The 22,909-nt window shown below is 64.6% G+C and carries 17 protein-coding genes; 6 read left to right on the top strand and 11 right to left on the bottom strand.

The genetic code is table 11. The features are described from left to right. Positions 1–45: 45 nt before the first annotated feature. Both G404_RS0102290 and G404_RS0102285 read right to left on the bottom strand, forming a co-directional pair. A complete protein-coding gene (locus G404_RS0102290) occupies positions 46–1,680 on the bottom strand; it encodes an alpha-amylase family glycosyl hydrolase (protein WP_245584349.1) in 1,635 nt (544 codons plus the stop codon). Next, on the bottom strand, positions 1,677–3,524 hold the full coding sequence (locus G404_RS0102285; RefSeq protein WP_051280045.1) for an alpha-amylase family glycosyl hydrolase: 1,848 nt from the start codon (positions 3,522–3,524) through the stop codon (positions 1,677–1,679). The genes G404_RS0102290 and G404_RS0102285 overlap by 4 nt, the downstream gene beginning before the upstream one ends. Positions 3,525–3,698: 174 nt before the next feature. Between G404_RS0102285 and G404_RS0102280 the strand changes: the two genes are divergently transcribed. Beyond that, entirely contained in the window at positions 3,699–5,216 is a 1,518-nt protein-coding gene (locus G404_RS0102280) for a tryptophan halogenase family protein (RefSeq protein ID WP_028639649.1), read from the top strand. A 2-nt stretch (positions 5,217–5,218) separates the two neighbouring features. After that, entirely contained in the window at positions 5,219–5,902 is a 684-nt protein-coding gene (locus G404_RS0102275) for a DUF6445 family protein (protein WP_028639648.1), read from the top strand. Here the strand turns inward: G404_RS0102275 and G404_RS0102270 are convergent. After that, on the bottom strand, positions 5,868–7,352 hold the full coding sequence (locus tag G404_RS0102270; protein ID WP_028639647.1) for a tryptophan halogenase family protein: 1,485 nt from the start codon (positions 7,350–7,352) through the stop codon (positions 5,868–5,870). The two genes, G404_RS0102275 and G404_RS0102270, sit on opposite strands and share 35 nt — an antisense overlap. An 85-nt stretch (positions 7,353–7,437) precedes the next feature. Next, positions 7,438–10,311: a TonB-dependent receptor gene (locus tag G404_RS0102265; protein ID WP_028639646.1), complete on the bottom strand. Its 2,874-nt coding sequence runs from the start codon at positions 10,309–10,311 to the stop codon at positions 7,438–7,440. 283 nt (positions 10,312–10,594) lie between these two features. Here G404_RS0102265 and G404_RS0102260 point away from each other — a divergent pair, with 283 nt between their 5' ends. Then, positions 10,595–11,623 (top strand): LacI family DNA-binding transcriptional regulator, encoded by a 1,029-nt coding sequence (locus G404_RS0102260; RefSeq protein WP_028639645.1) that lies wholly within the window; start codon positions 10,595–10,597, stop codon positions 11,621–11,623. A 156-nt stretch (positions 11,624–11,779) separates the two neighbouring features. Beyond that, positions 11,780–13,261, top strand: a complete 1,482-nt coding sequence (locus G404_RS0102255) for an MFS transporter (protein WP_028639644.1) — start codon at positions 11,780–11,782, stop codon at positions 13,259–13,261. Here G404_RS0102255 and G404_RS0102250 read toward each other — a convergent pair. The 4 genes from G404_RS0102250 to G404_RS0102235 are packed head-to-tail and all read right to left on the bottom strand — an operon-like array spanning position 13,245 to position 18,364. Further along, on the bottom strand, positions 13,245–13,694 hold the full coding sequence (locus tag G404_RS0102250) for a MaoC family dehydratase (protein ID WP_028639643.1): 450 nt from the start codon (positions 13,692–13,694) through the stop codon (positions 13,245–13,247). The two genes, G404_RS0102255 and G404_RS0102250, sit on opposite strands and share 17 nt — an antisense overlap. Continuing rightward, positions 13,694–15,544, bottom strand: a complete 1,851-nt coding sequence (locus G404_RS0102245; protein WP_028639642.1) for an ATP-binding protein — start codon at positions 15,542–15,544, stop codon at positions 13,694–13,696. Before G404_RS0102245 ends, G404_RS0102250 begins: the two co-directional genes overlap by 1 nt. 3 nt (positions 15,545–15,547) lie before the next feature. After that, complete coding sequence (locus G404_RS0102240) at positions 15,548–17,149, bottom strand: carboxyl transferase domain-containing protein (RefSeq protein ID WP_028639641.1); 1,602 nt, start codon at positions 17,147–17,149, stop codon at positions 15,548–15,550. 48 nt (positions 17,150–17,197) lie between these two features. After that, positions 17,198–18,364, bottom strand: coding sequence for an acyl-CoA dehydrogenase family protein (locus G404_RS0102235; protein WP_028639640.1), 1,167 nt, complete (start codon positions 18,362–18,364; stop codon positions 17,198–17,200). A gap of 92 nt (positions 18,365–18,456) precedes the next feature. Between G404_RS0102235 and G404_RS0102230 the strand changes: the two genes are divergently transcribed. Both G404_RS0102230 and G404_RS0102225 read left to right on the top strand, forming a co-directional pair. Continuing rightward, complete coding sequence (locus G404_RS0102230) at positions 18,457–19,353, top strand: LysR family transcriptional regulator (RefSeq protein ID WP_028639639.1); 897 nt, start codon at positions 18,457–18,459, stop codon at positions 19,351–19,353. Positions 19,354–19,387: 34 nt separating this feature from the next. Beyond that, complete coding sequence (locus G404_RS0102225) at positions 19,388–20,905, top strand: glycoside hydrolase family 125 protein (RefSeq protein ID WP_169719668.1); 1,518 nt, start codon at positions 19,388–19,390, stop codon at positions 20,903–20,905. On the opposite strand, the gene G404_RS0102220 is transcribed toward G404_RS0102225, so the two are convergent. The 3 genes from G404_RS0102220 to G404_RS0102210 are packed head-to-tail and all read right to left on the bottom strand — an operon-like array spanning position 20,902 to position 22,909. Further along, positions 20,902–21,825: a LysR family transcriptional regulator gene (locus G404_RS0102220; RefSeq protein ID WP_028639637.1), complete on the bottom strand. Its 924-nt coding sequence runs from the start codon at positions 21,823–21,825 to the stop codon at positions 20,902–20,904. The two genes, G404_RS0102225 and G404_RS0102220, sit on opposite strands and share 4 nt — an antisense overlap. Next, positions 21,822–22,499, bottom strand: coding sequence for a DUF1028 domain-containing protein (locus G404_RS0102215; RefSeq protein ID WP_028639636.1), 678 nt, complete (start codon positions 22,497–22,499; stop codon positions 21,822–21,824). Before G404_RS0102215 ends, G404_RS0102220 begins: the two co-directional genes overlap by 4 nt. Beyond that, positions 22,496–22,909 (bottom strand): RidA family protein, encoded by a 414-nt coding sequence (locus tag G404_RS0102210; protein ID WP_028639635.1) that lies wholly within the window; start codon positions 22,907–22,909, stop codon positions 22,496–22,498. Before G404_RS0102210 ends, G404_RS0102215 begins: the two co-directional genes overlap by 4 nt.

The following is a 22,909-nucleotide window of genomic DNA, read 5'->3' as shown; positions in this document are numbered from 1 at the left end:
TTCGCGCAGCCCCGTACCGAGCGGGGATGCGCGCGGGGTGCAGTCTTATGCGGTTGCCTTGACGAAAACAACGCCCCACGCCGGCAGGTGCCGGGTGTCGGCACCGTTCAGCGTCAGGATCACCTCGCCCGGCGGGCTGTGATGGACATGCGCGGTCTTGCCGATGTTGAACGCGCAATGGATCATCTCGTCATCCAGGCGGCGGGTAAAGGTCAGCACGTCGCCATGGGCGCGCAGCGCCTCGATCGCGCCGAGGCGCAGCGCGGGGTGGGCGCGGCGCAGCGCGATCATCGCGCGGGTGTGCGTCAGCAACGCATCGGGATCGCCCTCCTGCGCGCTGACCGCGCGGGCAATATTGCCGGCCGACAGCGGCAGCCAGGGTTCGCCCCGGGTAAACCCGCCATGCGGAGCCTGCGCATTCCATGGCATCGGCGTGCGCACCCCGTCGCGACTGAGCGTCAGCGGCCAGTTGGCAATCGCTTCGGGGTCCTTGAGCAGATGAAACGGGATATCGTCCTGCAACAGGCCCAGTTCCTGACCCTGATACAGGAACACATTGCCGCGCATCGCTGTCAGCAAGGCCAGCGCGAGCCGCGCAAACGGCCCGCGCGAGGCTTCGTCAGCCCAGCGGGACAGGCAGCGCGGCGCATCGTGGTTTTCGAACGCCCAGCTGGGCCAGCCTTCGGACAGGCCATCGGCACAGGGCGCATCGGGCCAGTCGCGCATGACTTTGGCGACAAGATCGGCGCTCAGTTCGGGGGCATAGAGGAAATCGAAGCCATAGGCGCTCGACAGCCGGTGCTCGCCCGCGGTGTAGGCTTTCATCAGCGGCATGGCGCCGTCGCCGCCGACTTCGGCCACGGTGAACACCGCGCCATAGTCATCGCAGACCGCGCGGATGCGTTCGACAAAACCGACGACGTCGGGGTGGTTCTGGCTGAATGTCTTGACCTGAAAATCATAGGGCCGCGTACGCGGGTGGTCGCCGGTGGCGGGCGGGTTGTCGGTCAGCGACGGATCGAACATCGAATGGTTCAGCGCATCGAACCGGAACCCGTCGACGCCGCGTTCAAGCCAGAACCGCGTCACATCGAGCAGCGCCGCCTGCACCGCGGGCAGGTGCGCGTTCAGTTGCGGCTGTTCCTTGAGGAACTGGTGATAATAGTATTGCTGGCGCCGCGCGTCCCAGGTCCAGGCCGGGCCGCCAAACACCGATTGCCAATTGTTGGGCGGGGTGCCGTCGGGGTTGGCGTCGGCCCAGACATACCAGTCGGCATGCGCGCTGTGCTTTGCGCTGCGGCTGTCGACGAACCAGGCGTGGCGGTCGGACGTGTGCGCAAACACCAGATCGATAGTGACTTTCAGCCCCAGTTCGTGCGCGCGGGCGATCAGCGCATCGAAATCGGCCAGCGTGCCAAAGGTTGGATCGACATCGCGATAATCGGCCACGTCATAGCCGTAATCGACCATCGGGCTGGTGAAAAACGGCGAAATCCAGATCGCATCGACCCCCAGCCTGGCCACATGATCAAGATGCGCAGTGATCCCGGGCAGATCGCCGATGCCATCGCCATTGCTGTCGGCAAAGCTGCGCGGATAGATCTGATAGATCGTGGCCCCGCGCCACCAGGCCTGCCCGGTGTCGGCGCCCGCACGCGGCATCGGTTGGGTGGCAGTCATTTGCGGGCCTCACAGATTGCATAGCCCAGTGCGGGCAATTCCAGACGGACCGACCCGGGCGCATTGGCCAGGGCGGGGCACGTGCCGATCAACGCGGCAAACCGCGTGGTCGCCACGTCGATCTCGATTTGCGCCGTAACCGGGGTGGCTGCGGTGTTGAACGCCACCAGGACCTCGTGTCCGTCAACCGGGTCGATGCGCGATACGGCGAACAGGCCGGGCGTGGCCGAACGCGCGCGCACGATCTGCTGCCCGCGCCGCAGGGCAGGCGTGGCGCTGCGCACGCGTGCCAGATCGGCGATCGCGCGAAACAACGGGTGATCGGTGCCGAAATGCGCGGTTGCAGTGGTGGTCGTGGTGCCGATCAGGCGTTCGGCGTTGTACGCGGGCACTTTCGATCCGAACTGGTCTTCGCGCGCGGCCTGGTCGTCGCCGCCCGAGGGAAAGCCCTGTTCATCGCCGGCATAGACCGACGGCACCCCGCGCAGGCCAAACATCATCGCATGCGCCAGCGTGACGCGCGCCAGCACTTGCGCATCGTCGGCCTGCGGCAGGGCGCGGCGCACAAACCAGCCGATGCGGCCATTGTCGTGGTTCGACACAAAGGTCACCAGATCGCGCGCGCCCGCCTCGCCGCCGGCATACAACGTGTCGACCGCAAACAGGTCTTCCAGCCGGTCGGTGCCGCCTTTGCCGCTGACCGCATCGATCACGGCAAAGCGAAAGCCAAAGTCGATCGTGGCCGGATAATCGGCCACACGGGTAAACCGCGCCTGATAGACCGCATTGTCGGGTCCGCCGCCGACTTCGCCAAAGATCGCGAAATTGGGCAGGCCCTGATCGCGCGCCACCGCGCGGATCGCCGGGACAAATGCCCGCCAGAACGCCGGATCGACATGTTTGGCAGTATCGACGCGGAACCCGTCGACGTGAAAGCGGCGCACCCAGTCGGCATAGATATCGATCATCCCGCGGATCACGCGGGGGTTTTCGGTCATCACATCGTCCAGCCCGCCAAAGTCGCCCATCGTCGAGCTTTCCCCGGCAAAGGTCGAATTGCCGCGATTGTGGTACAACAGCGGATCGTTCAGCCAGTCGGGCACCTTGAGGTGTTCGTCGCCCGCGTCGAGATAGGGGGTATAGGCATAGTCGGGCCGCACCAGATGCGCGAAATTGTCGGCAGTGCCCACGCCGTCGCCGGCAAAACCGGGGTTGATCGGCGCTCCATCGACCCCCAGGTGCCGCTGATAGGGATAATCGGCGCGCGACCGGTATGGGCAATCGCCGGTGGGGCATTCGCGGTAATGGATCACATCTGCCGTATGGTTGATGACGATATCCATATAGATCTTCAGCCCGCGCGCATGCGCCGCCTGCACCAGCCGGGCAAAATCGGCGTTGGTGCCGAAATGCGGATCGACCTGGGTGAAATCGGTGATCCAGTAGCCGTGATACCCGGCGCTTTCGTGCCCTGGCGGGCCCTGCACGGGGCGGTTTTTCATCACCGGCCCCACCCACACCGCGGTTGCGCCCAGCGATTTGATATAGTCGAGCCGCCGGATCACCCCGGCCAGATCGCCACCGTGGTAGAACCCGGTGGCCGTGGGATCATACCCGGTGTGCAACCGATCGCCCGACAGGCCGCCGGTGTCGTTGGCGGGATCGCCATTGTCGAACCGGTCGGGCAACAGGAAATAGATCACTTCGTCCTGCACCGGACGCGCCGCCACAGCGGACAGGACAGGCGCGGCCTGCGCAGACACGCCAAACGCCAGCGCCGCCAATGCGGCGCCGGCCTGCAGGGCAAACCGTGCAAGCGAACCTTTCGGGCGCGCGGGCCGCAATGCGGCGCACGTCGCAACGGATGATGGCACGACTTCTCCCTTCTTTTGTGTCTTGTGCCATCGGTTTGCGGCCACGTTTACAAGAATACGTATACCGCCGAAGCGGCGATCGCGCATGTGTCACCGCACGGCAATTGCCAAGGGGGGGCTGCCCCGGTAGCGTTTGCACCTATCATGCAGACCAATCCCCAGATGCTTCGTTCGATCGTGATTGTGGGCGGCGGCTCGGCCGGGTGGATGACGGCGGCCGCGCTGGCCAATGCCGTGGGCACGACCGTGGCGATCACGCTGATCGAATCCGATGCGATCGGCACGGTGGGGGTGGGTGAGGCGACGATCCCGCCGATCCAGTCGTTCAACGCCAGGCTGGGCATTGCCGAGGCTGATTTTTTGCGCGCCACGCGCGGCAGTTACAAGCTGGGCATCGAATTTGTCGGCTGGGGTGCGGCGACATCGCGCTATTTCCACCCGTTCGGCAGCTATGGCGCCGATTTCGACCGGGTATCGCTGCACCACTGGTGGCTGCGCGAACGGCTGCGCGGCGATGCGACGCCGTTTGACGACTTTGCGATGTGCTGGGCACTGGCGCGCGAAAACCGGTTTGGCGCGCCGGTCGACAATCCGCGCGATGTGCGATCAACGCATGGCTATGCGTATCATTTCGATGCCGGGCTCTACGCCAAATTCCTGCGCCGCTATGCCGAAGACCGCGGCGTGCGGCGCGAAGAGGGACGTATCAACCAGGTCCAGCGCGATGGCCAGACCGGGCACATCACGCATGTCACGCTGGACGACGGCCGGGCGATCGCGGGCGACTTTTTTGTCGATTGTTCGGGCTTTGCCGGGCTGCTGATCGAACGCGAACTGAACGCGGGGTTTGAAAGCTGGGCGCACTGGCTGCCGTGTGACAGCGCGGTGGCGATGCCGTGCACCAACACCGGGCCGATCACACCCTATACCCGATCGACCGCGCACGCCGCCGGCTGGCAATGGCGCATTCCCTTGCAGCATCGCCAGGGCAATGGCCATGTCTATTGCTCGCAGGCGATGGGCGACGATGAAGCACAGGCCGTGCTGCGCAGCAATCTTGATGGCGAAGCGCTGGCCGATCCGCGCGTGATCCGTTTTACCGCCGGGCGCAGGCGGCACGCGTGGGTCGGCAATTGCGTGGCCATCGGGCTGTCGTCGGGGTTTCTCGAACCGCTTGAATCGACCAGCCTGCACCTGATCCAGAGCGCGATCGAACGGCTGCTGCTGGTGCTGCCCGACCGCAATCACGATCCGTTGAACGCGCAGGAATACAACCGCGCCAGCCAGGCCGAATACGAACGCATCCGCGATTTCATCATCCTGCACTATCACGCCAACACGCGGCCCGAACCATTCTGGCAGCAATGCGCCAGCACACCCGTGCCCGACGAACTGGCCTACAAGATCCGCCACTGGATGGCCGCCGCGCGGCTGGTTTCACCGCAGGATGAACTGTTTCGCAATCCCAGCTGGCTGGCGGTCTATCTCGGGCAGGGCATGGTCCCCGACACGTATGACACGATGGCCGATATCCGCGCGGGCACGGTCGATCCTGCGGCGCAATTGAGGCGATTGCGCGGCTTGATGCAGGCTGCGGCGCAGACCTTTCCGGCGCATGACGCGGTGCTGGCCCGGCTGGCGGCGCCCGAACCTGTCGCCTGATCATGGCCTTGCGCCACCGCATCGAAATGATCGGCAACGAACGGCAGCCGGTGATCGTGCTTGACCAGTTTGTCCCCGATCCGGCCGCGTTGCGTGCCCGGGCCGAGGCTTTGGCGTATCAGCCGATGGGCCGGCATTATCCCGGGCTTCGCGCCGAAGTTGCCGATGACGATGTGCAGGCCTTTCTGGCACCGGTGCTCGAACTTGTCGCCGACACGTTCGGTTTTGTCTCGGTGCCTGCGATTGTTTCTGCGGGCTATTCGATCGTCACCACACCGCCACAGGCCCTGACCCCGATCCAGCGGATTCCGCATATCGACGGGCTTGAGCGCGAACGGATCGCGTTGCTGCATTTCCTGTCGCGGACCGACCAGGGCGGCACCAGTTTCTGGCGCCATCGCAGCACCGGCTTTGAAACGATCGATGCCGCACGCCACCCGGCCTATGACGCAGCGCTGCATCGCGATGTTGCGCAGCATGGTTTGCCCCAGGCGGCCTATATCACCGACGATACCGCGATCTACGAATGCATCGCGCGGTTTGACGCGGCACCCAATCGTGCGCTGATCTATCGCAGCCACGCGCTGCATTGCGCCGATCTGCCGCCCGATCTGGACCTGACGCCCGATCCGCGCCGCGCCCGGCTGACGGTCAACACGTTCCTGATGGGCAGTGCTGCGCAATAAAGGCGGCATGATCGGGCAGGGCACCGACCTGGCGCGCGATGACCTGGCGTATCAGGCCCAGCAGTTCGCGCACCTCGCCATCCGAAGGGGCATCGGCGAGCGGGTGGTACCCCTGCGGCATGATCCCCTGGCCGACCATCACCTGCAACCAGCCGATTTCGGCAAACAGTTCCTCGTTGAACCGGGTGATGCGGCCATTGGCGCAAAACAGCGCCAGTTTTGCCGCCAGCGTCTCGGGCACGGGCATCGCTGCGCACATCTGCCAGAATGGTTCGGGCCGGGTGTTGACATGATAGTGCAGGATGATGAAATCGCGCACGCGTTCCCATTCAAACCCGGCTTCGGTGTTGTAGGCGGCCATGTCGGCATCGCGCAGCGGGCCGTTGGGCAGGTATTTGATCACCCGTTCGATGCCCGATTGCACCATGTGGATGCTGGTTGATTCAAGCGGTTCAAGAAAACCTGCCGCCAGCCCCAGCGCCACGACATTGCGGTTCCAGAACCGGCGCCTGCGCCCGGTGGTGAACCGGATCGGTCGTGGATCGGCCAGCGCTTCGCCATCAAGGTTGCGCAGCAAGACTGCGGCCGCTTCGTCATCGCTGATCTGCGACGAGCAATAGACGTGGCCGTTGCCGGTGCGGTGCTGCAACGGGATGCGCCATTGCCATCCCGCCGCATGCGCGGTTGACCGGGTATAGGGGGTCAGCTTTGCCACAGGTGCGCAGGGCACCGCCAGCGCGCGATCGCACGGCAACCAATGCGACCAGTCGTCATACCCGGTTTGCAGCGCGCCTTCGATCAGCAGTCCGCGAAATCCCGAGCAATCGATGAACAGGTCGCCCGCGACGGTATCGCCGCCGGCCAGTTGCACGCCCGTCACATCACCGGTTTCGCCATCGCGTCCCACCGCAACGATGCGCCCTTCAACGCGGGTGACACCGCGCGGTTCGGCCCAACTGCGCAAGAAACCGGCATAGCGCGACGCGTCGAAATGGAAGGCATAGGGCAGATCGGCAGGGTCCGCCTTGGCAAACCGGTTGGCCCATCCTGCCTGGGCATTGGGGGCATAGGCATCGAGCGGGGCATGTTCACCCAGCGTTTGCCCGCGCAGCCAGAAATGGTGGAACGGCACCGTGCCGGTCGGGCGGCCAACCGCGCCAAAGGCATGCATGTAGCGGCTGGTTTGCGCACCCCAGCCGGCAAATTCGATGCCCAGCTTGTACGTCGCCTGCGTTGCGCGCATGAACGCGTATTCGTCGATGCCCAGCGCGGCGTTGAGCAGACGGATCTGGGGTATCGTTGCCTCTCCCACGCCGACAATCCCGATCTCGTCGGATTCGATCAGCGTGATGGCATAGCGCTGCGGCGGCAAAAACCGCGCCAGCGATGCCGCGGCAATCCATCCGGCGGTGCCGCCGCCGACAACAACGATGCGTTGAACCGTGCTCATGCCGTCACCATACCCTGCCGCCACAAAAGAAAAAGGCGGCGAACAGGCACAACCTGTTCGCCGCCCACGGTGAGGGACCGTGTTATCAGAACTTGATGGTCATACCGGCGAGATACGTCGAACCATACTGGTCGCGAATGTTGATCTCTTTCGGATCGCTGTTCACATACGACAGGGTCTTTGCATTGGTCAGGTTGTGACCTTGCAGATAGATCGAAACGCCGTTGAGCGGGCCCGACTTGAAGTCATAGCCGATCTGCGCATCGAGCGTCGACTGCGCCTTGGTTTCGTTCGCCGTAACCTGCGCGCTGAACAGCTGGTAATCACCCAGATATTCGCCGCGATGGGTAAAAGAAGCGCGGGCATTAAAGCCATATTTTTCAAAGTAAAATTGTGCCTGGAAAACGTCTTTTGACAGACCGGGCAACGTAATAGCTGCACCATTGGAGAACTTGATTTTGCTTGTCGTGTTGGCGTAGTTGCCAATCACGCCAAACCCGTCGAGTTCGGGGGCGATCACCTTGAGCGGCAGCACTGCGCTGACTTCGAAGCCATAAACATCACCCGAACCATCGTTGATCGGCGCCGAGGCCCAGCCTTGCGTGGTGTAGTTCGTGTTGGTCAACAGCGCCTGGTTGGTCACAAGCGCGCTGTAGGCCGAGAAGTCATAGCCATAGGTCGTGGATGTGCTCGGCCCGTTGCTGTTGATGTTGCCGGTGTTGAGGTTCGAGTTCTGTGTCGCGAAGTTGCTGATGTGCTTGTAATAACCCGCCAGCGCGATCTTGCCCTGATCGTGGGCAAAGTACTTTTCAACGGCAAGGTCGACGTTGTCGGCAAAATAGGGCCGGATGTAGGGGTTGCCACCATTGCCCGACAGCAGCGGTGTTTTGCCGTTGATCTGCGGGACGGTGGTGCAACCCTGGGTGCCGCAGTAATTGACCGAGAACGACGCATTTTCATTGTCGAGCGTGGCGCGGGCCAGGGTGCGGCTTGCGCCGAACCGGACAAACGTCGACGGCGCGACTTCGATGCGCGTGTTCAGGCTGGGCAGGAAATACGTGTAGGTGGTGCCTGCTTCGCTGGGCGAGAACTGGGTGGCTGACAGCGCAATGTTGCCGATCGAGCTCTGATTGGTGTGGACGATCTGCATGCCCGCGTTCCCGCGAATGTTCATGCCCGCGGTTGTCCCGTCGAAATTCAGCTGCGCATAACCGGTCAGCACGCGTTCGCGCACAGTCCAGTCGCGGGCACTGTCGCTGGCAAGCGACTGTGGCGCGACGCGCAGCAGGTTTTGGGCGGCGATCGGGTTAACAGCGATGAGGCTGGTGCCTGTCACGCCATAAGGTGTAACTGAACCGGTGATGATCGACTGCGGGATGGCGACGCTGTTGGCGCCGCCGTTGGTACCCGGCCAATTGCCGCAACCAGCGACCGATGTCGTGCCCGGCGCGCCCGGCAGACAGATGAAGTATCCCGAATAGGCCGAAACCTTGTTTTCATCGGAATAGTTCGCCCCCACTTCCCAGCTTTTGAAGAAGCCGGTGCCCAGATCGCCGTCGAGTTCGCCACGCAGCCCCTTGATTGTGTCGGTTACGTCGGGAACGTTGTTGAACCCGACCTGGCCCCAACCTTGTGGGTCGGTCAGCGAAACCTGGTTGGGATCGGCGTAGTTGGCGCCGGCGATGTTGACGCCATACGACCCATCGGGCTGGCGGGTGATGGTCGCCGTGGCCGGATTGGTGATGTTCTGAAACGAAGTACCGCCGTAAATTTCGTACGTGTTGTCGTGGCGATGCGCGTGCGAAATGTTGGCATCAACCACCAGCTTCACGCTATCCGACAGCTTGGCCTTGGCATTCCAGCCCACGGCATACGTGCTGGCATCCGAGGTGTTGAAATCGTTACGCAGCACGGGATTGACCAACCATTGTTCCGACTGGACATACCCATTGTTGGCGGTTTCGCTGCCTGCTACTTCGGAGTCATGGCTCCAGCTGGCCAGCGGCATTTCCCAACCGCGCGAATATTCGCGGGTCTTGGACTGGGTGTAGAGGCCGTCTACCGACATCTCGAACGCGTCGCTCGGGCGATAGACAACGTGGCCAAAGCCCGACTGGCGATAAAGAGTGTTGGTGTTTGCATAGTTCTGGATGTCGTCGGGGCCGATATTGCCTGCCGCATCCGGACTGCCCGGCCCGTAATAGTTGCCGTTGCCGCCGCCGGTTGCCCAGTGATAGTCCTGCGTTGGGTCCTTGATTGCCGAAAAGCCCAAAGACACGCCGATGGTGTCGTCGGCAAATTTGTCGACATACACGCTGGAAACCTTGTAGCCCTTGTTTGAGCCTTCAGGGTTGAGCGGGGCATACTGGCCAACCTGACCCTGGATATTGATGCTGAAGCTTTTCTTGGCCTTCAGCGGATCGTAAGTCTTCAGATCGACCGTGCCTGCCAAGCCTTGGTTGAGAAGGTCTGCCGAAGGCGTCTTGATGACGTCGATTTCCTGGAAAAGGTCGCCCGGGAACTGGCCATAGTCAAACCGGCGGTTGTCATCCACGGTGGCGATCATCCGGCCATTCAGGCTGGCGGTGGTGTAATCCGGGCCAAAGCCGCGGATCGACAGGTATTTGGCGCGGCCAGAAGCCTGCTGCACGGCCAGGCCGGGCAGGCGCGACAACGCGTCGGCGATCGACACGTCGGGCAGCTTGCCCACGTCTTCGGCCGAAATCGCTTCAACCACCGAAACCGACAGTTCCTTGATGCGGTTGGCGTTGGTGATCGAACGGGCATAGCCGCTGATCACGATCTGGCCGGCTTCGGGTTCGGCCGCCTTGGTGGCAGGCGCGGTCGCGTCCTGCGCCATCGCGGGCGTAAACCCGGCAACGGCCATGGCTGCAACACCCGTCTTCAAAATCTGCTTGAACAGCGCCGTCGAGCCGTGGCTCGGATTCCGCTCGGTCATGTCTCTCTCCCTGCCAGTGCGCTGGGCGCATCTTGCGAGTTGCTCAAAACTCGGCCGTGCTGTTGCATCCCCCCTGGGATGGTTCCCCCACCACGACATCGCTGCTCTGCTTTGCGCCCGAGGGGGCCTCCGGGTAAAGACATCGACATACGTATGTTACGTCCATGCACGGGCATGCGGGTATCCGCCCCCGTTTTCCCCAACGACCCCTTTGAGAACCGCTGCGGGCCTGCTAGTCATTGCGCGCAGAAAAAAACGCGCGGTGAGAGGGACCGCAACAGGCATGAGCTTCAAACCGACATCATTCGATATCGCCCAGCGTGCGGGCGTTTCGCAGCCGACCGTGTCGCGCGCGCTGCGCGGGCATCCATCGGTCAGCGAAGCGACGCGTCTGCGGATCGAGGCGATCGCCGCGCAATTGAACTATGCCGTCGATCGCAATGCGTCACGCCTGCGTTCGCGCACCACCAACACGCTGGCGCTGCTGTTTTTCGAAGATCCCACGCCCGATGAATCGCATATCAATCCGTTTTTTCTGGCCATGCTGGGGTCGATTGCCCGCACCTGTGCGCAGCACGGCTATGACCTGCTGACCTCGTTCCAGCAGTTTTCGCGCAATCTGCATGTCGATTATGAATACAGCCGCAAAGCCGACGGCATCATGCTGCTGGGCTATGGCGATTACGAGACCTATCGCGAACGGCTGGCGCAGCTGGAGGATGAGGGCACGCGCTATGTGCGGTGGGGTTCGGTCACCGCCGATGCGCCGGGCATGACGATCGGCTGCGACAACCGGCTGGGCGGCAAGCTGGCGGCGCGCCACCTGATTGCACAAGGCTATCGCCGCATCGCCTTTCTGGGCGAGGCATCGAGCCATGCGCCCGAAATCGAGGATCGCTATCGCGGGGCCTGCGATGCCATGGCCGAGGCCGGGATCACCCCCGACCCCGATCTGGTGATCAGCGCGGTAACCACCGATACCGCAGGCTATGTCGCGGCGCGCGCCTTGCTGGCGCAGGGCACGCCATTCGATGCGGTGTTCGCCGCCTGCGATCTGATCGCGATCGGCGCGATGCGCGCGTTTGAAGAGGCGGGCCTGTCGATCCCCGCCGACATCGGCCTGGTCGGGTTTGACGATATTCCGCTGGCGGCATTCACCCACCCGCCGCTGACCACCGTGGCGCAGGACGCCACGCGCGCCGGGGCGCTCCTGGTCGAGGCGCTGATCGCGCAGATCAAGGGGCAGGATATCCAGAATGCCGTGCTGCCCCCGCGTCTGATCGTCCGCCAGTCGGCGATCCGGCCGCTGTGATGCGGTTGCGGGGCGGTGGGTGACACCAGACCATGACAGTATTCGTATGCAGTGCGGTTGTTGGCGGGGTGGGGGCGTGCTTCACAAACCGGCAAACAGGCCCCGCTGCGGGTAAGCGGTCCTGGCGATAAATTGATACCCCCGGGGAGAGAATGCATGGACAAGCCGCGCCGGTCCTTTTTTGGCCTGTGTCGCATCAGCGTGGGCTTTTTCGGCATCCAGATCGGGTTTGCGCTGCAAAACGCCAATATGAGCCGGGTGTTCCAGTCGTTGGGCAGCAGTGTCGACGATCTGGCCGCGCTGTGGATGGCGGCGCCGTTGACCGGGCTGCTCGTCCAGCCGATTATCGGCCATCTGTCGGATCGCACCTGGCTGGGCCGGTTCGGGCGGCGCCGGCCCTATTTCCTGGCGGGTGCGGTGCTTGCCTCGCTGGCGCTGGTGGGCATGCCGCAGGCGCAGGGGTTGCTGGCCGCAGCACTGCTGCTGTGGCTGCTCGATGGCAGCATGAATGTGGCGATGGAGCCGTTTCGGGCCTTTGTCGGCGACAGCCTGCGTTCGGATCAGCACGCTGCGGGCTATGCGGTGCAGACCGCATTTATCGGCGCGGGTGCGGTGGTCGGTTCGATTTTTCCCTTTGTGCTCAGCCATTTCGGTGTGGCCAATGTGGCATCGGCCGGCATGATCCCCGATACCGTGCGGATCAGCTTTTATGCAGGTGCCGCCGCCTTGCTGATCGCGGTGCTGGCCACGGTTTTGGGCAATCGCGAATATTCGCCCGATGAAATGGCCGCGTTCGGGCACGAAGACGATCATGCGCATCCCGCGGTCGATCTGGTGGCGCGCGGCTGGACCCCCAGCCTGGTGTGGATTGCCGGCGGGCTGGTCGTGCTGGCGCTGGTGCCACGGCTGCATCTGCAAAAAGAGGTCTATCTGCTGGGTGCATTGCTGGCGGGCTATGGCGTGCTGTCGCTGGTGGCCTGGGGGCTGGCGCGGGTGGGGCGCGGGCAGACGATGCTGGCCAGCATCGTCGGTGATTTTTCGGGCATGCCCGCGCTGATGAAACGGCTGGCGGTGGTCCAGTTTTTCAGCTGGTCGGCGCTGTTCGTGATGTGGATCTATTCCACGCCGGTGGTGGCGCAAGTGTTCTATGGCACCAGCGATACCGCGAGTGCGGGCTATCAGGCGGCGGGCAACTGGGTCGGGGTGCTGTTCACCTGTTACAACGGTGTGGCGGCGCTGTTTTCGCTGACCGCGCTGCCGTGGCTGGCGCGCACCATGGGCAGCGCGCGCGCGCATGCCTTGTGCCTGTTGGCTGGCGCTGCGGGGCTGGGCAGTTTCATGGTGCTGCACGATCCCATGCTGCTGATCGCGAGCGAGATCGGGGTGGGCATGGCCTGGGCCTCGATCCTGGGAATGCCCTATACGATCCTGGCGTCCAGCCTGCCGCAGTCAAAGCTGGGGGTTTATATGGGCCTGTTCAACGTGTTTGTGGTGGTGCCGCAATTGCTGGTATCGACGCTGATGGGATCGATCCTGAAACTGGCGTTTCCGGGCCAGCCGGTGTGGACGATGGCCTTTGGCGCAGGTGCGCTGGTGATCGCTGCGGGTTTTTCGATGCGGCTCAGGCCTGCCGCCTGATCAGCGCGGTACGCGTGCACGACAGCACTTCGTCCCCGCGCTGGTTGGTCAACGCGTGGCGAAAGACGACCAGCCCTGCTTCGGGCCGAGACTTGCTGTCGCGCAGTTCGATAACTTCGCTGTGACAGGTCAGCGTGTCGCCGATGAATGTCGGCCGGGGCGTGACCACTTTGTCAAAGCCCAGATTGGCCACCAGCGTGCCGACGGTGGTGTCACCCACCGAAAGCCCCACGCACAGCGCAAAGGTAAAGGTGGAATTGACCAGAATCTGGCCGAATTCGCTGGCGCGCGCGGTTTCGGCATCAAGATGCAGCGGTTGCAGGTTGTGGGTCATCGCTGAAAACAGCAGGTTGTCGGTTTCGGTGACAGTGCGGCTGGGCTGATGCGTGATCCGCGTGCCGATCGTCCAGTCTTCGAAAAAACGTCCCGGCATCAGCCCTGTTCCTTTTCCACACGCACCAGCAGCGCCTCTGCGCCGACTTGCTGCCCGGCCGCAACAGGCAATTGGCTGATCACGCCGTCGATCGGGCTTTTGATCGCCTGTTCCATTTTCATCGCTTCGAGTGTCAGCAGCGTCTGACCTTTGGCAACGCGATCGCCCACAGCCACCATCACCGCGGTCACCAGCCCGGGCATCGGCGCGTGCAATGCGCCGGCCGTTGCGGCATCTTCGACCCCGGCCGGACGCCAGGGCCGGATCAACCAGGTTGCGCCCGCCTCGCTGGCCAGGACGCCGTGGGGCATGGGCGTGATCGCCCCGCGCGCGTCGCCCGCAACCGCCACCGTGTGAACGGCTTCGCCGTCATCAAGCCGCAGTGTGGTCGGTATCGCCGGGGCGTTGAGCCGCCATCCCGCCATGGGCCAGGCCGGGCCATGCAGATGCTGCGCCACTGCGCGCAACAGCGGCATGCCAGGCGCTGGACGCGCCGCCCAGTCGTCGCCACGCCGCCCGACCAGTCCGGTATCGAGCCGCCCGGCCACGACATCGGCGTCGGCCAGCGCGCGCGCGACGAAACCGGCATTGGTGCGCACCGGCCAGCATTCGACCGCGCGGGCCATGTCGGCCAGGCCCGCGATGGCCTCGGTCCGCGTCGGCGCGTGCTGAATAAGCTTGGCCATCATCGGGTCGTAAAACGGGCTGATTGCATCGCCCTGTTCGACACCGCTGTCGATCCGGCCCGTCTGTGGCAGGCGGAAATGATCAAGCCTGCCGATGCTGGGCAGAAATCCGGTGGACGGATCTTCGGCATAAAGCCGCGCTTCGACCGCATGGCCCGCCATCGTGATCGCCGCCTGGGTCAGCGGCAGCGGTTCGCCCGATGCCACGCGCAATTGCCATTCGACCAGATCTATGCCGGTGATCGCCTCGGTCACCGGATGTTCGACTTGCAGCCGGGTGTTCATTTCCATGAACCAGATGCGATCGGCCGACAGCGCGCCCGAACCATCGGCGATGAATTCGATCGTACCCGCCCCGCAATAATTCACCGCGCGGGCCGCGCGCACCGCGGCGGCGCACAGCGCCGCCCGCGTGTCCACGTCCATGCCCGGCGCAGGCGCCTCTTCGATCACTTTCTGGTGGCGCCGCTGCAGCGAACAGTCGCGTTCGAACAGGTGCACCACATTGCCATGGGCATCGCCAAACACCTGCACCTCGATATGGCGGGGCGAGGCGATGTATGTCTCGATCAGCACATGCGCGTTGCCGAACGATGCCAGCGCCTCGCGCTGGCACGATGCCAGCATTTCGGCAAACTGTGCCGGGTCTTCCACCAGCCGCATGCCTTTGCCGCCGCCGCCGGCAACCGCCTTGATCAGCACCGGATAGCCGATTGCCGCCGCCTGTGCGGCCAGAAACGCCGGTTCCTGGTTTTCGCCCATGTAGCCGGGGGTGACGGGCACGCCCGCCTGCGCCATCAGGTGCTTGGCCGCATCCTTCAGCCCCATCGCGGTAATGCTGGCGGGATCGGGCCCGACCCAGATCAAGCCGGCGTCGATCACGCTTTGCGCAAAGGCCGCGTTTTCTGACAGAAAGCCATAGCCGGGATGGATCGCCTGCGCGCCCGCGCCCAGCGCGGCGGCGATGATCCGGTCCCCCGCCAGATAGGATTGGCGTGCTGGTGCCGGTCCGATTGCCACGGCCGCATCGGCCATGCGCACATGCAGCGCGCCGGCATCGGCATCCGAATGCACCGCCACGGTGCGAATCCCAAGCGCGCGCGCGGTGCGGATGATCCGGCAGGCAATCTCGCCGCGATTGGCAATAAGCAGGCTTTTGATCATCGGCTACATCCGGAACACGCCGAAGCGTGGCGCTTCGGGGAAGGGGGCTTCTAGCGCTGCCGACAGCGCCAGGCCGATCACATCGCGCGTTTGTGCCGGATCGATGATGCCGTCATCCCACAGCCGGGCACTGGCGAAATAGGGACTGCCTTCGGCATCGAACCGGTCGCGGATCGGGGCCTTGAACGCTTCGGCCTGTGCGGGTGTCCAGGTGGCCGCATCGCGGTGCACCGTGGCCAGCACGCTGGCCGCCTGTTCGCCGCCCATCACCGAAATCCGCGCATTGGGCCAGGTGAACAGGAACCGCGGATCGTAGGCGCGCCCGCACATGCCGTAATTGCCCGCGCCGAACGATCCGCCGATCAGCACGGTCAGCTTGGGCACATTGGCGGTGGCGACCGCAGTTACCAGCTTGGCACCGTGGCGGGCGATCCCTTCGGCTTCGTATTTGCCGCCCACCATGAAGCCGGTGATGTTTTGCAGAAACAGCAGCGGAATGCGGCGCTGACACGCCAGTTCGATGAAATGCGCGCCTTTGGTGGCGGATTCCGAAAACAGCACGCCATTGTTGGCCAGGATCGCCACCGGCTGTCCGTGGACATGTGCAAAGCCGGTGATCAGCGTGGTGCCATACAACGGTTTGAATTCGTGAAATTCGCTGCCGTCGACCAGCCGCGCGATGATTTCGCGCGCGTCCATGCTGCCGCGCACATCTTCGGGGATCAGGCTGTAGAGATCATCGGCCGGATAGAGCGGCGCAACCGTTTCGCGGCGGTTGACCGGGGTCGGTTGCGCCGGGGGCAGGGTGCTGACGATGTCGCGCAGGATGGCCAGTGCGTGATCGTCGCTGGCGGCCAGATGGTCGGCCACGCCCGATTTGCGTGCGTGCAGATCGCCGCCGCCCAGGTCTTCGGCGGTAATGTCTTCGCCGGTCGCGGCCTTGACCAGCGGCGGCCCCGCCAGAAAGATCGTGCCCTGGTTGCGCACTATCACGGTTTCATCGCTCATCGCGGGCACGTAGGCGCCCCCGGCGGTGCAACTGCCCATGACGCAGGCGATCTGGGCAATGCCCTGTGCCGACATCTGCGCCTGGTTGAAGAAAATCCGCCCGAAATGGTCGCGGTCGGGAAACACCTCGGCCTGGTGCGGCAGGTTGGCCCCGCCCGAATCGACCAGATAGACGCACGGCAGGCGGTTTTCGGCAGCGATCGCCTGCGCACGCAGATGCTTTTTCACTGTCAGCGGGTAATAGGTGCCGCCCTTGACCGTGGCATCGTTGGCCACGATCATCACCTGACGGCCCGACACGCGGCCGATCCCGGTGATCAGACCGGCACCCGGCACAGCGTCATCGTACAGGCCCGTTGCGGCCAGCTGCGCCAGTTCCAGAAACGGCGATCCCGGATCGAGCAGGCGTTCGACGCGTTCGCGCGGCAACAGCTTGCCCCGCGATGTGTGCCGTTCGCGCGCCGTTTCGCCACCGCCTGCGCCGACCGCTGCGACCCGGTCGCGCAAGTCTGCGGCCAGCGCGCGGTTGTGCACATCGCGCGCCATTGCCTCGGGGCTGGTGCGGTCAAGCGATGTCGGAATGACGGGCGCGGTCATGTCAGACCCCCTGGTGCAGGCGCGCGCTAGCGCGCGGGGTCTTGCGCATCACGACCGCGCCCCGATCAGTTCGCGGCCGATCAGCATGCGGCGGATCTCATTGGTGCCCGCGCCGATATCGAGCAGTTTCGCATCGCGCAGATAGCGTTCGACCGGCCAGTCCTTGGTATAGCCGGCGCCGCCCAGTGCCTGCACCGCCTCGCCGCTTGCGCGGAATGCGTTTTCGCTGGCCAGCAGGATCGCGCCCGCCGCGTCGAACCGCGTGGTCTGGCCATTGTCGCAGGCGCGTGCCACCGCATAGACGTAGGCACGCGCCGATTGCAGCGCCACGTACATGTCGGCCACTTTGGCCTGCATCAGCTGGAACGATCCGATCGCCTGGCCGAACTGGCGCCGTTCGCGCACAAACGGGATCACCGTGTCGAGGCAGGCCTGCATGATGCCCAGCTGCAGCCCGGCCAAGACGACGCGTTCGTAATCCAGCCCGCTCATCAACACGCCCACCCCGCCGTGCAGCGGGCCCATCACCGCGTCTTCGGGCACGAAGCAATCGTCGAACACCAGTTCGGCGGTGGGCGATCCGCGCATGCCCATCTTGTCGATCTTTTGTCCGATCGAAAATCCGGCAAACTGTTTCTCGATCAGAAACGCGGTAATGCCGCGCGATCCGCCTTCGGGCGCGGTCTTGGCATAGACCACCAGTGTCTCGGCGATCGATCCGTTGGTGATCCAGTACTTGGTGCCGTTCAGGCGAAACCCGCCGGGCACCGCCTCTGCGCGCAGTTTCATCCCCACCACATCGCTGCCCGCGCCGGCTTCGGACATCGCCAGCGCGCCGACATGTTCGCCGCTGATCAGCGGGGCCAGGTATTTCGCCTTTTGCTCGGGCGTGGCCCAGCGGCGGATCTGGTTGATGCACAAGTTCGAATGCGCGCCATACGACAGGCCCACGCTGGCACTGGCACGGCTGATTTCCTCGACCGCGATGACATGGTCGAGATAGCCCAGGCCCAGCCCGCCGTCGGCTTCGTCCACGGTCAATCCGTGCAGGCCCAGCGCGCCCATTTCGGGCCACAATTCGCGCGGGAAACGGTCTTCGGCATCGATCGCCGCGGCGATCGGCGCGATGCGTTCGTCGGCAAAGCGCGCGACCGTATCGCGCAGCATCAGGGTCTGTTCGGACAGGCCGAAATCGAATTCGGGGGTCGCGCGCATCACATCCTCTTCACCGGTTATGCCGGCAATCTAGCCGATGCGGCAATATCGCGGAAATTGAAAATGGGCGCATCCTCATATAGGTTTCATCTATGATAAAACGCCATCACATCCGCCAGTTCCTGGGCGTGGCCGACGCGGGCAGCTTTGTGCAGGCGGCAGCACGGCTGCATATCACGCAGCCCTCGCTGTCGGCAGGGATTGCCGAACTGGAACGGTTGGTCGGCACGCGGCTGTTCGTGCGCAACCGGCGCCATGTGCGCCTGACCGAGGCGGGCGGCGCATTCCTGCCGCTGGCGCGCGACCTTGAACGGGCGTTTCGTGCCGCCGACGGATTCGGCCGGGGCGCATCGCCCGATTGGCCAAGCTTGCGGCTGGGCACGATCCGCACCGTTTCGGGCGGGGCACTGCGCGCGGTGGTGATGCCTTTGCTGCGCGCATTCGGGGTTGAACTGGTCGAAGGCACCGACCAGGAATTGCGCGGACACCTGGCCAGCGGGCGCATCGCCGGCGCACTGACGCTGCTGCGCGACGGCGAGCGCGGTGGGCATCATTTATGGCAGGAAGACTATCGCATGATCGTGCCTGTCGATCATCGTCTGGCCCGCGTGGGCACCGTTGAGCCCGAGGAACTGGCCAGCGAAATCATGATCGCGCGCCGGTCTTGCGAAGTGCTGGACGATACCAGCCGGTTTTTCACCGCGGCCGGGGTGCGGCCACGGTTTGCCTTGCGCAGCGACAGCGATGAACGGTGCATGGCGATGGTCGCGGCAGGCCTTGGCATCACCACCGCACCGGTTTCGCTGGCGATTGCCGGAACGGTGCCGATCGATGTTGCCGGATATGCATTTCGGCGCAGCATCGGCCTGCTGTGCGACGCGGGATTTGCGCAATCGTTGGCCGAACACGATCTGCTGCCGGCCATGCGCGATCAACTTGGCGCTTGCATGGGGCTGTCATCTGGTGTTCGAACGGGGGACGCCGCCTGAAACGGGTGTTTCGGGTCATCCAAACCGGTCCCTTGTGCCCAGAGTCGATCCCGCCACCGCTGTGAACCTGACTGCCGCCTTGCTTGATCGCCGCCTGTTCCTGCGCCGTCTCGGCACCGCCGGGGCCGTGGCCTTGGCCGAAGGGGTGGGGGTGCTGCCCGAAGGCGCGCCGCGCGCACAGGCCGCCGAATTCGTATCGCGCCGGCCATTGCCCCGCGATCGGCGCTTTTCCAGCCCCGCGGTCGAAACCGAAATTGCCCGCGTGTCGGCCCAGATCGCCGATCCGGAACTGGCGTGGCTGTTTGCCAACTGTTATCCCAACACGCTCGACACCACGACCGAAGTCGGCACGATGAACGGCCGGCCCGATACCTTCATCCTGACCGGCGATATTCCGGCGATGTGGTTGCGCGACAGTTCGGCGCAAGTGTGGGGCTATGTCCATCTGGCCAAGGACGATCCGGCGTTGCAGCGGATGTATCGCGGGCTGATCGGGCGGCACGCGCGATCGATCCTGATCGATCCTTATGCCAATGCCTTTGCACGCGATCCCAATTCGCCCAAATCGCCGCTGTGGTGGGTGTCGTCCGATGCCACCGCGATGCGGCCCGGCGTGGCCGAGCGCAAGTGGGAGATCGATTCGCTGTGCCACCCGGTGCGCCTGGCCTGGGGCTATTGGCGGGCGACGGGCGATACGGCCCCGTTCGACAGCGAATGGCACCGCGCCGCGCAAGTGATCGTCGCCACCTTGCGCGCCGAACAGCGCAAGGACGGCAAAAGCCCCTATCGTTTTCAACGCACCACCCCCAATCCGATCGACACGGTGATGCTGGGCGGCATGGGTGCGCCCACGCGCAAGGTCGGGCTGATCCATGCGATGTTCCGCCCTTCGGACGATGCCTGCGTCTATCCGTTCCTGATCCCGGCCAATCTGTTCGCGGTGCGCGCGCTGCGCTGGCTGGCCGAAATTGCAGGGGTGGTGCTGCACGACGCCGCGCTGGCCAACGATGCCATGGCGCTGGCCGATGAAGTGGCCGCGGCGCTGATGCAATACGGCCGGATCGGTGAAGGGGCCAATGCGGTCTGGGCCTACGAAGTCGATGGCTATGGCAACACGCTGTTCATGGACGACGCCAATGCGCCCAGCCTGTCATCGCTCGCCTATCTCGGTGCGGTGTCGCGCGACGATCCGCTGTTCCGCCGCACCGAGGCGCGCTGCTGGTCGACCGCCAATCCGTATTTCTTTTCCCAGGGCGGCCATTCGGGGATCGGCGGCCCGCATGTCGGGCTGGGCATGATCTGGCCGATGTCGCTGACCGTGCGCGCGCTGTCGTCGGACGACCCACGCGTGGTGGCCGGGTGCCTGGCGCAGCTCAAGACCAGCCACGCCGGCACCGGGTACATGCACGAAGCGTTCGAGGCGGGCAATCCGACGCATTACACGCGGCCGTGGTTTGCCTGGGCCAATGGCCTGTTTGGTGAACTGGTCATCGACCTTGCCGCGCGGATGCCGCGCGTGCTGGCAGTGCCGCCCGCGCTCAAGCCCGGCTAAACGCGCGCCATGCCGGGCAAGTGCGCGGTGGTCATCCGCGTGCGACAGAACTCTGCAAAGGCCGCTGCCGCGCGGGTCTGGCGCAGGACCGGATTGGTCAACAGGCCGAGCGCGATCGGGGGCACATCATCGGCCAGTGGCACATAGGCAAGGGGGCGCCCATTGGCGGCAACGCGGCTGGCGGGGCGCGCGGTCATCAACGACCAGCCAAGCCCGCTGCCGACCATCGATCGGATCGTTTCGGGTTGGTCCGAACGTGCCGCGGGCCGCATCGGCACCCCGGCCGTTTCGAACAGCGATCGGAAATAATCGCGGCTGATCGGCATATCGAGCAGGATGAACGGCACCGCGACCAGGTCGGCCAGCGCGAGCCTGCTGCGCGTGGCCAGCGCGTGGTCCGCACCCAGCACAATATACGTGGGCAGCAGCGCCAGCGGCTCAAACGCCAGATCGTCGGCCTTTTGCGCATAGCTCAGCGCCAGATCGATCTCGCCCCGGCGCAACCGCGTGGCAAGGTCGGCCTCGTCATGTTCGATCATCGACAGATCGATGCGCGGATGCGCGGCGGCAAAGCCCGCCACCAGTTCGGGCAACACCAGCGATGACAGCGTGCGAAAGGCGCCGACGCGCAACGGCCCGGCAATGCCGTCGGCGATATCGCGCGCCAGATCGCCCAGATCATCGGCCGCGCGCAACAGATCGCGCCCCGCCATCAACAGCCGTTCGCCCGCCGCGGTCAGCGACAGGCCCTGCGCATGGTGGCGCACGAACAGTTGCACCCCGAATTCCGCTTCGAGTGCTGCGATCGCCGCAGAAATCGACGGCTGCGAAATGTGCACGCGCTCGGCGGCCAGCGTGATGCTGCCGGCTTCGCCCGCGGCAACAAAATAGCCCAGTTGTTTCAGCGTAAAGCGGCTCACCGGTCGCCCGGAACGCCATAGCTTGGCGAATCGGCGGGATCGAGCGCGCGCGTAACATAGGCATGCATCTGCGGCTGCCACAGCGCCCACAGATCACGCAGCGCGGCAATCGGCGCATGGTCGGCCCAATCGACGCGCAGATCGACCAGCGGCCAGGGCTGGTCTGCCACCACCAGCAATCCGGCGGAATGAACCGGTCCTTCCTCGCCGCCCGCCTCCAGCGCGGCTTCGAGCGCGCACAACAGCCGTTCGGCCAACTGTGCAGCAGGATCGGCGGCCCAGGCGGCCAGCATGGCGGACAGCACGCGATCGTCGGCCAGCATATTGCCCGCCGCCACGGCGTGCGGCGCAATCACATGGCCGTTGCGCCCCAGCGCGCGCGCGCCGCTGAATGCGGCATTGCCGGCGTGGTTCACCGCTGTCACCTGTCGCCACGGGGCATGGATGCCTGCGGCTGCGGCAAGCGCATTGACGGTTTCGTCCGCGCCATAGCCGCGCGCCATCAGGTCAAGCCCCAGCGGACCCAGGCGCGGATCGGTCACATTTTGCGTGGCCACTGCGCCCACGCCTGCACGCGCATGCGCGCACCGCGCCGCCACGGCCGGGCTTGAAGACGACAGCGCCACCCCGAACTGCCCGGTGCGCGGGCAATGTGCGACAATCGAAAAAGTCATGGAATGACCGCCGTCGCCTCGATCTCGACCAGCCATTCGGGCCGGGCAAGCGCCGATACGACCAGCCCGGTCGAAACCGGGAACACGCCTTTCAGCCAGCGACCCATTTCACGATAGACATCTTCGCGGTACCGGATGTCGATCAGATAGACGACTACCCGGCACACGTGGCTCAGATCGCCGCCCGCTTCCTGCATCAACAGGGCAATGTTTTCCATCGCCTTGCGCGTTTGCAGCGTGGCATCGCCGACATGCACGCTTTCGCGCGTATCGAGGTCCTGCGCGATCTGGCCGCGCACAAACACCATGCGCCCGCTGGCAACGACCGCCTGGCACAGATCATTGTCAAGGTTCTGTTCGGGATACGTCGTTTTGGTGTTGAACGGGCGGACGCGGGTGTGGGTGGGCAT

This window comes from Novosphingobium acidiphilum DSM 19966 (assembly GCF_000429005.1).
GTDB classification, from domain to species: domain Bacteria; phylum Pseudomonadota; class Alphaproteobacteria; order Sphingomonadales; family Sphingomonadaceae; genus Novosphingobium; species Novosphingobium acidiphilum.
This window is presented reverse-complemented; position numbering and strand designations above follow the sequence as displayed.